Below are 15,651 nucleotides of genomic sequence, written 5' to 3'. Positions count from 1 at the left end.
CAACAGGGAAAAGCTGGCTACTGCTTTGCATAATTACCGTTACATAAAAAGGCGGGGTTACCCCCCGCCTGTGAATGACGCGCTATTTTAAGCCTGTCCCTCGGCCAAGAAGAACCATGTATCAAGCACGGAATCCGGATTGAGTGATACGCTTTCGATTCCCTGATCCATCAGCCACTTGGCCAGGTCAGGATGATCGGACGGGCCCTGACCGCAAATACCAATGTATTTACCGGCCTTGTTACAAGCCGCGATGGCCTGAGCCAGGAGCTTCTTGACGGCTGGATTACGCTCATCGAAAAGATGAGCAATGATGCCAGAATCACGATCCAGGCCCAGCGTCAATTGAGTCATGTCATTAGAGCCGATGGAGAAACCATCGAAATACTCAAGGAACTCTTCAGCCAGAAGCGCATTGGAAGGCAGCTCGCACATCATGATCACGCGCAGGCCATTTTCGCCACGCTTGAGCCCGTAGGTCCCCAACAGATCAACTACCTGGGAGGCCTCTTCAAGAGTACGAACGAAAGGAACCATAAGCTCGACATTGGTCAGACCCATTTCGTTACGCACTTTTTTCATGGCACGGCATTCAAGCTCGAAGCAGTCGCGGAAAGACTCGCTGATATAGCGAGAAGCACCACGGAACCCGAGCATCGGGTTTTCTTCTTCAGGCTCGTAAAGTTTGCCACCAATGAGGTTGGCGTACTCGTTGGATTTGAAGTCGGACAGGCGGACAATGACCTTTTTGGGCCAGAACGCTGCAGCCAGCGTGCTAACGCCCTCGACCAGCTTTTCGACGTAAAAGCCTACCGGATCGCTATAGCCAGCCGTACGCTTGTCGACGTTTTCCTTGATATCCAGCGGCAGACTGTCGTAATTGAGTAGCGCCTTGGGATGCACGCCGATCATGCGATTGATGATGAACTCAAGGCGCGCCAGTCCAACGCCTGCATTGGGCAATTGGGCGAAGTCGAATGCTCGATCTGGATTTCCTACGTTCATCATGATTTTGAATGGCAAATCAGGCATAGCATCTACCGAGCTTTGACGGACATCGAAGCTCAATTCACCTTCGTAGATCAGGCCCGCGTCACCCTCTGCGCATGAGACGGTTACGACCTGCCCATCACTAAGGCGCTCGGTTGCATTGCCACACCCCACTACAGCCGGAATACCCAGCTCACGAGCGATGATTGCTGCGTGACACGTCCGGCCGCCGCGGTTGGTGACGATAGCGCTGGCGCGCTTCATGACTGGCTCCCAGTCGGGATCGGTCATATCGGAAACCAGCACATCGCCCGGCATGACGCGATCCATTTCGGAAACATCACGGATGACCTTGACCGGGCCTGCACCGATACGCTGGCCGATCGCACGCCCTTCAACAATGACCTGCCCCTTTTCCTTGAGCAGGTAGCGCTCCATTACTGTTGCACTGGCACGGCTCTTGACGGTCTCGGGACGCGCCTGAACGATATAGAGCTTGCCATCATCTCCATCCTTGGCCCACTCGATATCCATCGGGCGACCATAATGCTTTTCAATGATGAGTGCCTGCTTGGCAAGCTCGGTGACCTCATCATCGGTAATGCTGAAGCGTGCACGCTCGGCAACCTCAACATCGACGGTTTTGACAGAGCGCCCCGCCTTGGCTTCCTCGCCATAGATCATCTTGATAGCCTTGCTACCCAGATTACGGCGAAGGATTGCGGGCCGCCCCGCCTCTAGTGTGGACTTGTGTACATAGAACTCATCAGGGTTGACGGCACCCTGGACAACGGTTTCACCCAGGCCATAAGCACCTGTGATAAAGACCACATCCCGGAAACCCGACTCGGTGTCCAGTGTAAACATCACGCCTGCCGCCCCTGTTTCGGAGCGAACCATGCGCTGCACCCCAGCCGATAGCGCGACGAGCTTGTGATCGAAGCCCTGGTGTACGCGGTAAGCAATGGCCCGGTCGTTGAACAGCGATGCAAAGACCTCTTTGGCCGCTCGGATGACGTTGTCTACACCGCGTATATTCAGGAACGTTTCCTGCTGACCGGCAAAGGAGGCATCCGGCAGGTCTTCTGCCGTAGCGGAAGACCGCACGGCAACCGCCAGATTGTCATTTCCTGCCGACAGCTGTGCGAAGGCCGTTCTGATCTCAGTATCCAGACGAGCCGGAAATTCGGCGTCCATGATCCACTGCCGGATTTCGGCGCCTGTTTTAGCCAACGCGGTAACATCGTCGACATCTAACGCGTCCAGAGCGGCATGGATACGGTCATTAAGCCCGCTTTGCTCAAGGAAGTCCCGATAGGCCTGTGCAGTAGTAGCAAAACCGCCAGGAACCGAAACACCTGCGCCCGCCAGGTTGCTGATCATTTCGCCAAGGGATGCGTTTTTGCCGCCCACTTGCTCAACATCGTGCACCCCGAGTTTATCCAGGGAAACTACGTACTCGTCCAAGGTGATCTCTCCATATTTGTATTTGTGGGAAAGCTCGTACGCAACTGGCACGTTCACACTGGGTCTTTATTCCAGAATCAGTAAAATTCGTTTTATCGACTGGCTACAGGCGCCAAGTACTTTTAAAAAAGTGCCAGTCTTCCAGCAGCCTTTACGAAGCACCTTACGATAAAATCAAAAACCACTGTCTCGGGAGTTTCACCCTGATGAAACGAACCGCCTTCTTTATTTCCGACGGTACCGGCATTACTGCCGAAACCCTCGGCCAAAGCTTACTCGCTCAATTCGAGAACATCAGCTTTACAAAACTGACCCGGCCCTATATCGACACCGTGGAAAAAGCCCGGGCCATGGTACAGCAAATCAACAACGCCGCCGTGTCAGACGGTGCGCGCCCCATTATTTTCGACACCATCGTCAATCGGGAAATACGCGCGATTCTCGACCAGTCGAATGGGTTCATGATTGACATCTTTTCCACTTTTTTATCCCCGCTTGAGCAGGAGTTGTGTGCTGAATCGTCATATTCGGTCGGTAAATCACACTCCATGATGCATAACGCCAATTATATGCAACGTATCGAGGCCGTGAATTTTGCTCTGGAAAACGACGACGGCGCGCGTACGCAACACTACGACAAGGCTGATTTGATTTTGGTCGGTGTCTCCCGGTGCGGCAAAACGCCCACCTGCCTTTATATGGCGCTCCAATTTGGAATTCGAGCAGCGAACTATCCTTTAACCGAGGAGGACATGGAGCGCTTGCAACTGCCTGCCTCGCTCAAGGCACAAAAGAACAAACTGTTTGGTCTGACAATCGACCCTGACCGCCTATCGGCGATTCGGCACGAGCGCCGGCCCAATAGCCGATATGCCAGTTTTGCCCAGTGCGAGTTTGAGGTCCGGGAAGTAGAAAGCCTGTTCCGACGTGAAAATCTTCCCTCTATCAATTCAACCCACTTTTCCGTTGAAGAGATCGCCGCCAAGATTCTGGTAGAGAAAGGTGTTGAGCGCCGCCTGAAGTGATACGTCGCGGCAGGCTTCACTGGTTTAGAAAGGGGCCCATGCTAGAATGCGCCCTTTTGACTGACGCACTGTGCCGGAAGCCATCCTCCGCTGGCACATGCCTGGCCTGTACTAGCTTGATGAAATCTTTAATTTATCTACTGTTTAGCGTGCCCCTGCTATGGAGCACCCTGTGCTTTTCAAGCGAGAAGCGAACGTATGGCCTGCATGAAAATGTGTATCTGCCGGAGCTGAATTTACACCTTAAAGCAAAGCTTGATACGGGTGCAGAAACCGCCTCCTTGAGTGCACACCGCATCCATCTATTTACCCGTAGCGGGGAGCGCTGGGTGCGCTTTTCTCTGGCTATTGATCAGGCCCATGACATTACGCTGGAGCGCCCTCTGCTTCGTGTAAGCCATATCAAGCGGCGGCATGCAGACCACACACCAGGGGCCGAACCCAAGATGCATACCAGTCGTCCCGTTATTCCAATGGTTATCTGCATGGGAAATGAGAGGCATACGATTGAGGTCAATCTTACGAACCGTAGCCACTTTGACTTTCCCTTGCTGATTGGCAGCAAGGCACTCAGGCGCTATGACGCCTTGGTTGACGTCTCCCGCTCTTATCTGGCCGGTACTCCGGCATGCCCTATTTGAAAGTCGAGTAACCTGCATGCGCTCCATTAATTTGCATCTGAAGATTCTTATCACCGTTCTGGTTCTACTTGGCGTATCCATTACCGCCTACCAGATCTTTGGGCTGGGCATTCCGATCACTCAGGATGAAACGGATGAGTTATGGAGCATCGATGCCAAGGTTACGTTTACTGCCACACCCCACGTGCCCGTCAAAGTACAACTGTTCGTTCCCCCCTTGACGCAAGGCTACGTCAGCCTTAACGAGAGCTTTGTCTCCAATAACTACGGCGTTAACGTCAGCCGTATAGAGGGTAACCGACAGCTGACCTGGTCTGCACGACGCGCCAAAGGCGACCAGACCCTGTATTACCGTCTGGTTATGACCAAGCGTTTTGGAAGTGACAAGCCACGAGAAGAAAAAGGCCCGGTTACTCGAGACCCTATTGTTCTGCCGGAAGGTCCTGAGCGCCTGGCCGCTGAAGCCTTGATCGCGCCTATCCGCCAGCACTCAGCGGATGTGGAAACATTCATCAGCGAAGCCATCAGGCGCGTCAATAACGTCAATGACGACAACGTAAAGCTGTTACTCAATGGTGACACCAGTATCACTAAGCGTGCACAGACCGTCGATCTGCTGGTGTCGCTGGCACGTGTACCCCTGGAAAAGGTTCACACCCTGCGCCTTGTCGCCCACATTCAGCAAAATCCGGAACTATGGCTGCGTAGCTATAACGGCAAGGACTGGATCTATTTCAATCCTGAAACAGGCGAGCGCGGTCTACCGTCCGATCGCATGATCTGGTGGAGCGGTGACGGTCAACTGCTGAACCTCGATGGCGGTCGTAAAGCGAATGTGACGTTCACGCTGGACAGCAGCCAGATGAATGCCATTCGCCTGGCTCAGCTCACCAATTCGAGTGTGGAGACGGCCTTCATGGATTATTCCCTGTACGGCCTACCCCTCCAGACCCAGCAGACCTACCAGACGATGATCATGATCCCGCTTGGCGTGCTCGTGATTCTCATACTGCGAAATCTTATAGGCCTGCAGACATTGGGAACCTTTACACCGGTTCTGATTGCACTGGCTTTCCGGGAAACCGGCCTGCAGTGGGGCATCGGTCTGTTCACCGTGATCACTGCACTGGGCCTTTCCCTGCGTTCCTACCTGGAACACCTCCGCTTGCAGATGCTGCCTCGACTGTCGGTTGTACTGACGTTCGTCGTACTCATGATTGCCGCCATCAGCCTGTTCAGTCACAAATTGGGATTTGAAAACGGCCTTTCGGTTGCGCTCTTCCCAATGGTTATTCTGACCATGACCATTGAGCGACTCTCGATAACCTGGGAGGAGCGTGGCGCCAACCATGCTCTCAAGGTCGCCATCGGCACGTTGTTCGCCGGCTCGCTGGCTTATCTTCTGATGAAAATCCCACCGCTGGTGTATTTCGTATTTACGTTCCCGGCCGTCCTGTTGATTCTGGTGGGCTTCATGCTGGCAATGGGTCGTTATCGCGGTTATCGCCTGACGGAACTGGTTCGCTTCAAGGCCCTGCTGAAGGAAGACTGACATGTTCGGTTTGATCAAAACATGGAAGGCCCTTTCGGCTCGAGGGATCATGGGTATCAACCGGCGTAATGCCGATTATGTACTCAAGTACAACAAGCGCAGCCTGTACCCGGTCGTGGATGACAAAATCCTGACCAAGCAGCGAGCAATCGAGGCAGGCATCCATGTGCCGGATTTATACGGGATCATCTCGACAGAGCACGACATCGGGAAGATCGATACGATTATTGAGAACCATCAGGATTTCGTCGTTAAACCCGCACAGGGGGCTGGTGGCGATGGCATTCTGGTCATTGCCGACCGCTTTGAGGGGCGATTGAAAACAGTCTCCGGCAAGATGGTTAGCCGTTCGGACATGGAATATCACATCTCCAGCATCCTCTCGGGTCTCTATTCACTCGGTGGCCATAGAGATCGAGTACTCATCGAGTACCGGGTCATCCCTGATGAGCTGTTTCGCAATATCAGCTATGAAGGTGTTCCGGACATTCGAATTATCGTCTTGATGGGCTACCCCGTAATGGCCATGTTACGCCTGCCTACACGTCAATCCGGAGGCAAGGCTAACCTGCACCAGGGTGCGATTGGTGTCGGAGTGGACCTGGCAACCGGACTTACGCTACGTGGCACCTGGCTTAACGCCAAGATCGAAAAGCACCCGGATACCGCCCATCCTGTAGACGGCGTACAGCTGCCGGACTGGGACGGATTCATGCGCCTGGCGGCTTCCTGTTATGAATTATCCGGGCTGGGTTACATTGGTGTTGACATGGTGCTCGACAAAGATAAAGGACCTCTGATTCTTGAACTCAATGCACGGCCTGGCCTGAATATTCAGATTGCCAATGACAGCGGACTTACCTTGCGAGCTCAGGCAGTAGAGGCTCGTCTCGCCGAAATGCAGGCCCAGGGTATCGTTGAAACAGCGGAAGAGCGTGTAGCCTTTTCTCAACGGTTATTCGGTCACGTCTCCTCATCTACCGTAACGCGCTGAACACATGCTCACCTGCACACTTTATCCGCTTGACTACCAAGCAGATCCCGGTGATTTCTTCGAGCGCATCCGTAATGCGGAGGGTGCTATTCTGCTGGACTCTGGCAGACCAACGGCCACACGTGGACGATATGACCTGCTTAGTGCCTGGCCGCTGGAGCAGCTCGCCCCTTTACCGGAGGAATCAGGGCATTCGTTTTTCGCTCGGCTTCGTCAAGCACTCGGCAAGCTCGGAGCGGCGCAGCTTCCCACCGAAGTAGATCTGCCCTTTGCAGGTGGCGTGATGGGCTATCTGAGCTATGATTTTGGTCGCCAGCTGGAGCGTCTACCAGCTCAGGCCCAAGATGATCTGATGTTGCCTGAGGCCAGACTGGGCCTGTATGGCTGGGCATTGATTAGCGATCATGAGCGACAGACCAGCCAGCTAGTATTTCATCCGGTACTGAATGCCGCTGAACGCTCGCGTCTGATTGATCTCTTCACGAGCCCGGTTACTCCAAGCCAGGATCAAATTTTTTGCCTGAAAACCCCATTCCAGGCGAATGTGACTAAAGAGCGCTATCGCGAACAAATCGAGCGAACCCAGGCTTATATAAACGCCGGGGACTGTTATCAGATCAACTTCACACAGCGTTTTCAGGCGCCCTGCTCTGGATCGGACTGGCAAGCCTACCGCACCTTGCGAGCCGCCTGCCCTACGCCTTTTTCCGGTTATCTGCCCATCCAGGGCGGTGCCATCCTCAGTCATTCACCTGAACGTTTCATTCAGGTGCATGACGGTCGGGTGGAAACACGCCCCATTAAAGGGACGCGACCACGCAGCCTGGACCCCGTACGAGACGCCGCCTTAGCGGATGAACTGCTGGCCAGTCCAAAAGATCGTGCCGAAAATGTAATGATCGTTGATCTTTTGCGTAATGACCTGGGACGCAGCTGCCAAATAGGCTCGGTCAAAGTCCCTGAGCTATTTACATTGGAGAGCTATCCAAACGTGCATCACTTGGTGAGCAGTGTAACGGGTGAGCTTGCATCCGGTTGCGATGTATTCGATCTGCTGGCCGGAAGCTTTCCAGGCGGCTCAATCACCGGAGCCCCCAAGATTCGGGCAATGGAAATCATCGATGAGCTGGAGCCGACTCGCCGCTCCATCTACTGTGGCTCCCTGCTCTATATCGACGTGCGGGGCGAGATGGACAGTTCCATCGCTATTCGCAGTGTATTGATCAAGGATGGGATGGCCAGCTGCTGGGGCGGCGGTGCAATCGTCAGGGACTCGGAATGGCAAGACGAGTATGAGGAATCTATTGCCAAGGTACGAGTGTTATTGAACACCCTTGAGATGCATAGCCTGACGGATGCCGCTACGTCGTGCAGCCCAGACGGGGCTTTGTTACCATGTTCGTCTTGACTTATTAGCGTTGGAGCCTTGCCATGTCACTTGATCTGGACCGCATCAATGCCGAATTCGCCAATCAGCCTGAGCAGCTTGTTGCCTGGGCATTGGGTCTTGGCAAGCCGGCTATCTGCACGACCAATTTTCGTCCGTTTGAAGCGGTCATTCTTCACATGGTAACGCGCGTAAAGCCCGACATCCCTGTGGTATGGATGGACAATGGCTATAATACCGAGGCGACTTATCGCTTCGCCGATGAGGTCGCCCGCGCACTTAATCTCAACTTGATCACTTATCTACCCAAGCGCTCGCGGGCCCATCGCGAAGCTATTGAAGGTCCTGTGCCTGGATTAGACGATCCACGCCATGAGGCCTTTACCGAAGAAGTCAAACTTGAGCCGTTTACCCGCGCACTGCGGGAAATGGCACCCAGCGTGTGGTTTACCGCATTGCGTGCAAGCGATACTGCAGTACGTGCCCAAATGCAGCCGGTCAGCATCAACCAGGATGGCCTGATCAAGGTTGCCCCCCTGCTGAACTGGACCTCTAAAGACCTGTATCAATATCTGGTGGAGCACAATCTGCCAAACAACTTCGATTACTTTGACCCCACCAAGGGCGAAGAAAACCGTGAGTGCGGCTTGCATATCCAGCACTGATAAAGCAGAAAGCCACTCATCAAGAGTGGCTTTTTTTATGCAGCCTGCCGCTCAGGAAGATGGGGCAGTCTTGAGCGCAAGGCGCCGCTCCAGCTGGTTATACACGACCCATGTCATCAAAAGACCTATGCAAAGTACTCCTGCCAGGAAGTACAAACCGGACGATAATGTCCCGGTATAGGTTTTAAGTGCGCCAATACCAAATGGCCCGATATAACCTCCTAGATTCCCCACCGAATTGATCAGCGCAATGGCAGCGGCGGCACTGGCACCCGAGAAAAAGCGACCTGGTAGCGCCCAGAAGATTGCAGTGCAGGAAAACAGGCTGAAGGCAGCCAGACACAAAGCCCCCAATTGCAGTGCTGGTGCACTTAGGTAAGCACTGAAGAAGAAACCTATGGCACCTAGCGCATACAGGACCGCCAGATGACCATAACGATCATTCAGGCGATCTGAACTGCGAGGAATAAGCAAAAGACCAATAATGCCAAAGAGATAAGGAACGGACGAGACAAAGCCGGTCATGATGTCACTTCCGCCAAACTGATGAATCAGCGTCGGCAGCCACAAGCCCAGGCCGTAAATACTCAAGGTCACCGGCAGATAGAAAAGTGCCAGTAGCAGGACGCGCTTGTCCTTGAGTGCATGCAGTGGATTGCCATGACGTGTCTGGCCATATTCCTGCAAATCCTTTTCAAGTTCGTTTGCCAACCAGCGTTTCTCATCAGCCGATAGCCATTTCACCTTTGCCGGACCATCTGGCAGAAAACGCAAGGTTGGCCATGCGAGCAATACTGCAGGCGTACCGATAAGAATGAACAGCCACTGCCAGCCATGCAGACCCATTATGCCTTCCATGCCTAGCAAGGCGCCCGAGAGCGGACCAGTTACCATCATGGCAATGGGTTGCGACAGGATGAAAAATCCCAGGATCTTGCCGCGGTGACGTATGGGATACCATTGCGTGATGTAGTACAGCACCCCAGGAAAGAATCCCGCCTCCGCAATACCAAGTAGAAACCGCATTACATAGAAGCTGGTTGGCCCCTGGATGAAGGCCATGCCAATCGTAATGGCACCCCAGGTAATGAGGATCCGTGCAAACCAGCGGCGCGCTCCAAAGCGAGTCAGGAACAGATTGCTTGGCACTTCGAACAGGAAATATCCGATAAAGAACAGTCCTGCCCCCATCCCATAAGCCGCATCGCTGATGCCGATATCTGCCCCCATATGCAACTTGGCAAACCCGACAGCGGAACGGTCCACGTAGGCTACAAGGTACAGCAGGATAAGGAAGGGAATAAGTTTGAGTGTGATGAGGCGGATCAGCCGCATTTCTGGGCTCATAGCCAAGTCTCCGATTGTTTTTGTTATGTACGGCTTGAGCATAGCAGCCGCACTGGTGATATGGACTATAAAGTAATACTTTTTATTCAACAACACTTCACATGAAAGCTTATTAAGTCTAAATTCGGATCAATACTTCCGTTTAGTATGACAAATAAGAGTTAACAACATGTCTGAGAAAAAAAACCAGTTGCGCTCGGCCCAGTGGTTTGGCAATGCCGACAAGAACGGCTTCATGTATCGCAGCTGGATGAAGAACCAGGGCATCCCGGACCACGAGTTCCAGGGCAAACCCATCATCGGGATCTGCAACACCTGGTCCGAACTTACCCCCTGCAACGCCCACTTCCGCAAGATTGCCGAGCACGTCAAGCGCGGCGTCTACGAAGCCGGCGGCTTTCCCGTCGAGTTTCCCGTCTTCTCCAATGGCGAGTCCAACCTGCGCCCCACCGCCATGCTGACCCGTAACCTGGCCAGCATGGACGTGGAGGAAGCCATCCGCGGCAACCCGGTCGATGCCGTGGTGCTGCTGACCGGCTGCGACAAGACCACTCCTGCGCTACTGATGGGCGCTGCCAGCTGCGACGTACCTGCCATCGTGGTGACCGGTGGCCCGATGCTCAACGGCAAGCACCACGGTCGCGACATCGGTGCCGGTACCATCGTCTGGCAGATGCACGAGGCCTATAAGGGTGGGCTGATCGACCTGAACGAGTTCCTCTCTGCTGAAGCCGGCATGTCCCGTTCGGCCGGTACCTGTAACACCATGGGTACTGCCTCCACCATGGCCTGCATGGCGGAAGCGCTGGGCACCTCGCTCCCGCACAACGCAGCGATTCCGGCCGTGGATTCGCGTCGCTATGTACTGGCGCACCTCTCTGGCATGCGCATCGTGGACATGGTGCATGAAGACCTGCGCCTGTCGAAGATCCTGACCAAGCAGGCCTTCGAGAATGCCATCCGGGTTAACGCTGCCATCGGCGGTTCGACCAATGCCGTGATTCACCTCAAGGCCATCGCCGGACGTATGGGAGTAGACCTTGAGCTGGACGACTGGACGCGGGTCGGTCGCGGTACGCCCACCATCGTCGACCTGCAGCCGTCCGGTCGCTTCCTAATGGAAGAGTTCTACTACTCCGGTGGCCTGCCGGCAGTGATTCGCCGGATGGGCGAGGCAAACCTGCTGCCGCACCCTGATGCCCTGACTGCCAATGGCCAGTCGATCTGGCAGAACTGTGCCGAGGCACCTATCTATGGCAAGGATGAGGTTATTCGTACGCTGGATAATCCCATCCGCAAGGACGGCGGCATCTGCGTGTTACGGGGCAACCTAGCACCCAAGGGAGCAGTGCTCAAACCCTCTGCTGCCACACCGGAGCTGATGCAGCACCGGGGCCGTGCTGTGGTGTTCGAGAACCTGGAGCATTACAAGGAGCGTGTGCTCGACCCGGACCTGGATATCGACGAGACCTGTGTCATGGTGCTCAAGAACTGCGGACCGAAGGGATATCCGGGCATGGCTGAGGTGGGCAACATGGGTCTGCCGCCCAAGCTGCTGGCCAAGGGCATTACCGACATGGTGCGTATTTCCGATGCGCGCATGAGTGGGACGGCCTACGGGACGGTGGTGCTGCACGTAGCGCCGGAGGCTTCGGCAGGTGGTCCGCTGGCGGTTGTACGTGACGGTGACATGATCGAGCTGGACTGCGAGAACGGTCGTCTGCACCTGGATATCAGCGATGAAGAGCTGCAGGCCCGCCTGGCGGACTGGCAGGACCCGAACGCCAACCTGCTCGGTGGCGGTTACCGCAAGCTGTACGTGGATCACGTGCTGCAGGCCGATGAGGGCTGCGATTTCGACTTCCTCGTTGGCTGCCGTGGCTCCGAGGTGCCGAGACATTCACATTGAGTGAGTTCTCAACGCCCCTTTCCGCATTGGCGAGGGGCGAATGTTATGATGCGCGGCCTCGAAACAGGATCGCCACGTCGCGCCTCATGGAATATCGCAAACCTTCACTTCGCAAAAGCATGCATGCCCGAATCGTTCAGGAGTTGGGCCGGCATATCGTTTCTGGCCATTTTCCTGCAGACTCCAAGCTTCCACCTGAAGCGTCACTGTGCGAGGAGTATGCTGTCAGCCGCCCGGTGCTGCGCGAAGCAACCCGAGTCTTGGTAGCCAAAGGGCTTGTCTACTCCAAACCCAAGGTGGGCACGGTTGTCAGGCCTCGTCGCGAATGGCATATGCTTGATCCCGACGTACTGCACTGGCTGATGGAAACGACGCCACAAAACGATTTCTTCAACATGCTTTCAAGCGTGCGCTGCATTATAGAGCCCGCTGCCGCCGCGCTTGCTGCTACGCATGCCACACCTGATGACGTAGCGGCCATTGAGAACGCTTATCAGCGCATGGAAGCAGCCAAGACGCCGGAAGAGTGGTTACAACCGGACTTGGATTTCCACAGTCAGATTGCCGAAGCCACTCACAATGACCTCTTGGCTAACCTCTGCAACATGTTATCGCTGGCATTGCGCGAATCGCTCAAGCAGTCAAACAGGCGTCCCAACCTTCATGAGTTCGCCCTTCCCCGCCATAAAGCGATCCTGACGGCTATTCAACATGGCGATGCCCTGGGCGCCAAACATGCCACCCTGGTACAACTAGAAGACGCACGTAAGGCTCTTACATTGGTATTAGAGGGCGAATAGCCATAAAAAAGCCCCGGCGCGCCGGGGCTTTTCATTAACGGAGCGATCAGCTCAGCGCATCGCGTGTCGTAACGCCGTTAACCAGACGGGCAATACCCAGCGGGTTAGCGTTCTTGAGTGGCTCAGGCAGCAGTGCATCCGGGTAGTTCTGGTAGCAGACCGGGCGCAGAAAGCGATCGATGGCCAGCGTACCTACGGAGGTTCCGCGAGCATCGGACGTTGCCGGGTAAGGGCCACCATGAACCATGGAGTCACAGACTTCTACGCCGGTTGGATAACCATTGATCAATAGACGCCCTGCTTTTTGCTCAAGCACAGCTGTCAGCTCAGCACCGTAGGTTTCCAAGTCACCCGACTCGGCAATCAGCGTCGCGGTCAGCTGGCCATGCAGGCCATGCAATGCGCGAATCAGCTCGGCCTTATCGGCAACTTCTACCACAATGCTAGTTGGGCCAAAAACCTCTTCCTGTAACAACTCATCACCTTCCAGCAGCAAGCTGACATCAGCCTTGAACAACTGTGGCTGAGCCTGATTGTTATTTTGCTGGGTTGCACCGGCAAGATGAGTAATACCGGAGTGAGCATTCAAATGCTCGAGACCTTTGACATAGCTCTTCAGGGTGCCTGCATTGAGCATGGTCTGCGCCGGCTGGTCATTCATAGTCGCGGCGAAACGCTCTAGGAATGCAGAGAACTCCGGCGAGCGAATGCCAATGATCAGGCCCGGGTTGGTACAGAACTGACCACACCCCAACACGACCGAAGCGGCCAGCTCGTTAGCCACATTATCGCCGCGCTGCTTGAGTGCTTCAGGCATCAGCAGAACCGGGTTGATACTGGACATTTCAGCAAAAACCGGGATCGGCTGAGGACGTGCAGCAGCCATATCACACAGTGCGCGGCCACCTCGCAGCGAGCCCGTGAAACCGACCGCCTGGATGGCTGGATGCTTGACGAGCTGCTCGCCGACGCCAGCGCCGTAGATCATATTGAAAACGCCAGCCGGCATGCCAGTACGCTCAGCCGCACGAACAATGGCTTCAGCCACATATTCAGCTGTTCCCATGTGACCACTATGGGCCTTGAACACAACCGGGCAACCGGCAGCCAGTGCCGAAGCGGTGTCGCCGCCTGCGGTAGAGAATGCCAGCGGGAAGTTGCTTGCACCGAATACGGCTACTGGACCAAGACCGATACGGTATTGGCGCAGGTCTGGACGAGGCAGCGGCTTGCGGTCAGGCAAGGCACGGTCGATGCGCGCCCCGTAGAAATCACCACGACGCAGGACCTGAGCGAATAGACGCATCTGTCCACTGGTGCGTCCACGCTCGCCTTGGATACGGCCAGCAGGCAATGCGGTTTCGCGGCAAACCAGCTGCACGAAATCGTCACCCAGTGCGTCCAGTTCGTCTGCAATGGCTTCCAAAAAGCTGGCACGCTTTTCAGCGCTCAGGCTGCGATAGATGGGATAAGCCTCTTGCGCAGCACGTGCAGCAGCATCAACTTCTTCAGGCGTAGCCTGATAGAACTTATACGATAACTGTTCTCCAGAGGTCGCATCCACGCTATAGACGATAGTTTCGCCTTTAGCACTACGCGCTCCGCCAACATAGTTATGCCCTGTGATCTGCATGCTTAACTCCTTGACCGTAAAGGGTTTCAGGACACTGCGCGAGCCAATGCTCACGCAGATAAAATGAGAAGAACATCGGTGTCAGGCACTAAAGGTACATCCTGTCGGACTTTAAGTCATCATACAACATAGCAATTTAGTGATTTAACCGGCCTCTTATGAAGGCAGATTTAGCTGACAATCCACGTTTAAAGCACTTGATGTTCAGAAAGTTATAGCGCTTTGATGTTGCCTATTACGAAATCCGGCTCATGGGAAGCGATGCCATTGATCAGAGGTTTACCGAATTCAGGCATGCTGATTTCGAACCGATCTCCCAGCTGCGCCTTGATACCGTCAGCGAAGGACAGTGTAGCCGTTCCGAAAAAATGTACATGTACGTCGCCCGGACGCAAAAACTGGTTGTACTTGAAATGGTGGTATTCAAGATTCGCCAGGCTGTGACACATATTCTCTTCGCCTGAAAGAAATTCCTTTTCCCAAAGGACCTCACCGTTACGGCGAATCCGGCTCATACCTGAAAGGTGGCGAGGCAGCTCACCTACTCGTAATTCAGGCCCAAATGCGCAACAGCGCAGTTTGGAGTGCGCCAGATAAAGATAGTTTTTCCGTTCCATGACATGATCGGAAAACTCATTTCCCAGCGCAAAACCTACCCGATAAGGTTGCCCGTCATCACCGATGACATACAGGCCAGTCAATTCAGGCTCTTCACCGGCATCTTCGGCAAACTCGGGAAGGGAAAAATCCTCGCCCGGACGGACAACAATGCTGCCGTCACCCTTGTAGAACCATTCTGGCTGCGCCCCCACTTCACCGGCCGAAGGTCGTCCGCCTTCAAGTCCCCAGTTGAACATACGCATGCTGTCGGTCAACTTGGCTTCGTCCTGATTGTTGTGCTGATGCATCTTGTCTCGCGTAGAAGCACTGCCCAGATGCGTAAGCCCAGTTCCGGTAACCAGGCAGTGGGCCGTGTCGTCATGATCCAACGGAGGCAATACGCGACGGGCTTCGAGCACACTGTCATAACTCGGTCCTGGCTCGGTACCCTGCGCCTGGACCTCAGCAACCAGATCACGTCCATTTCGGATTGCATTCAGTGCCAGCTCACGTGTCGTGCGAACATTACGTACAATCTGGAGATTCTCGCCTTCAACCACTCCTACATGGCGCTGGCCTTCTGAAGTCTCAAATTGAATCAGTCTCATGGGGTTTGCTCTTATCGTTATGGGCTGAATGGA

At 54.6% G+C, this 15,651-nt stretch carries 12 protein-coding genes; 8 read left to right on the top strand and 4 right to left on the bottom strand.

The window, feature by feature from the left end; genetic code table 11:
• Positions 1–87: 87 nt before the first annotated feature.
• Positions 88–2,457 (bottom strand): phosphoenolpyruvate synthase, encoded by a 2,370-nt coding sequence (gene ppsA / locus QWJ10_RS18970; protein WP_289928982.1) that lies wholly within the window; start codon positions 2,455–2,457, stop codon positions 88–90.
• 206 nt (positions 2,458–2,663) lie between these two features.
• Here ppsA and QWJ10_RS18965 point away from each other — a divergent pair, with 206 nt between their 5' ends.
• From QWJ10_RS18965 to QWJ10_RS18940, 6 genes are all read left to right on the top strand, one after another.
• Complete coding sequence (locus QWJ10_RS18965; protein WP_010797790.1) at positions 2,664–3,482, top strand: pyruvate, water dikinase regulatory protein; 819 nt, start codon at positions 2,664–2,666, stop codon at positions 3,480–3,482.
• 119 nt (positions 3,483–3,601) lie between these two features.
• Positions 3,602–4,123 (top strand): ATP-dependent zinc protease, encoded by a 522-nt coding sequence (locus QWJ10_RS18960; RefSeq protein ID WP_289928980.1) that lies wholly within the window; start codon positions 3,602–3,604, stop codon positions 4,121–4,123.
• A 16-nt stretch (positions 4,124–4,139) separates the two neighbouring features.
• On the top strand, positions 4,140–5,675 hold the full coding sequence (locus QWJ10_RS18955; protein WP_074827389.1) for an inactive transglutaminase family protein: 1,536 nt from the start codon (positions 4,140–4,142) through the stop codon (positions 5,673–5,675).
• Between the two features lies 1 nt (position 5,676).
• Positions 5,677–6,669 (top strand): alpha-L-glutamate ligase-like protein, encoded by a 993-nt coding sequence (locus tag QWJ10_RS18950; RefSeq protein ID WP_239380403.1) that lies wholly within the window; start codon positions 5,677–5,679, stop codon positions 6,667–6,669.
• Between the two features lie 4 nt (positions 6,670–6,673).
• Complete coding sequence (pabB, locus tag QWJ10_RS18945) at positions 6,674–8,077, top strand: aminodeoxychorismate synthase component I (RefSeq protein WP_289928972.1); 1,404 nt, start codon at positions 6,674–6,676, stop codon at positions 8,075–8,077.
• Positions 8,078–8,100: 23 nt separating this feature from the next.
• Positions 8,101–8,721 (top strand): phosphoadenosine phosphosulfate reductase family protein, encoded by a 621-nt coding sequence (locus QWJ10_RS18940; RefSeq protein ID WP_010797785.1) that lies wholly within the window; start codon positions 8,101–8,103, stop codon positions 8,719–8,721.
• A 51-nt stretch (positions 8,722–8,772) separates the two neighbouring features.
• Here the strand turns inward: QWJ10_RS18940 and QWJ10_RS18935 are convergent, their stop codons facing one another.
• Positions 8,773–10,068: an MFS transporter gene (locus QWJ10_RS18935; protein WP_010797784.1), complete on the bottom strand. Its 1,296-nt coding sequence runs from the start codon at positions 10,066–10,068 to the stop codon at positions 8,773–8,775.
• A 169-nt stretch (positions 10,069–10,237) separates the two neighbouring features.
• On the opposite strand from QWJ10_RS18935, the gene QWJ10_RS18930 reads away from it, so the two are divergent.
• Together QWJ10_RS18930 and QWJ10_RS18925 are read left to right on the top strand one after the other, a co-directional pair.
• Positions 10,238–11,977: an IlvD/Edd family dehydratase gene (locus QWJ10_RS18930; protein WP_289928968.1), complete on the top strand. Its 1,740-nt coding sequence runs from the start codon at positions 10,238–10,240 to the stop codon at positions 11,975–11,977.
• Positions 11,978–12,063: 86 nt separating this feature from the next.
• Positions 12,064–12,777: a FadR/GntR family transcriptional regulator gene (locus QWJ10_RS18925; RefSeq protein WP_010797782.1), complete on the top strand. Its 714-nt coding sequence runs from the start codon at positions 12,064–12,066 to the stop codon at positions 12,775–12,777.
• Positions 12,778–12,823: 46 nt separating this feature from the next.
• On the opposite strand, the gene QWJ10_RS18920 is transcribed toward QWJ10_RS18925, so the two are convergent.
• Both QWJ10_RS18920 and araD1 read right to left on the bottom strand, forming a co-directional pair.
• A complete protein-coding gene (locus QWJ10_RS18920) occupies positions 12,824–14,410 on the bottom strand; it encodes an aldehyde dehydrogenase (NADP(+)) (protein WP_074827404.1) in 1,587 nt (528 codons plus the stop codon).
• Between the two features lie 212 nt (positions 14,411–14,622).
• Entirely contained in the window at positions 14,623–15,618 is a 996-nt protein-coding gene (araD1, locus tag QWJ10_RS18915; RefSeq protein WP_289928963.1) for an AraD1 family protein, read from the bottom strand.
• Positions 15,619–15,651 lie beyond the last annotated feature (33 nt).

The sequence above is a fragment of the Pseudomonas sp. WAC2 genome (assembly GCF_030403525.1).
In the GTDB taxonomy this organism is placed as follows: Bacteria; Pseudomonadota; Gammaproteobacteria; order Pseudomonadales; family Pseudomonadaceae; genus Chryseomonas; species Chryseomonas luteola.
Note: the sequence above shows the minus strand (reverse complement) of the source record. Positions and strands in the feature narration are given on the sequence as shown.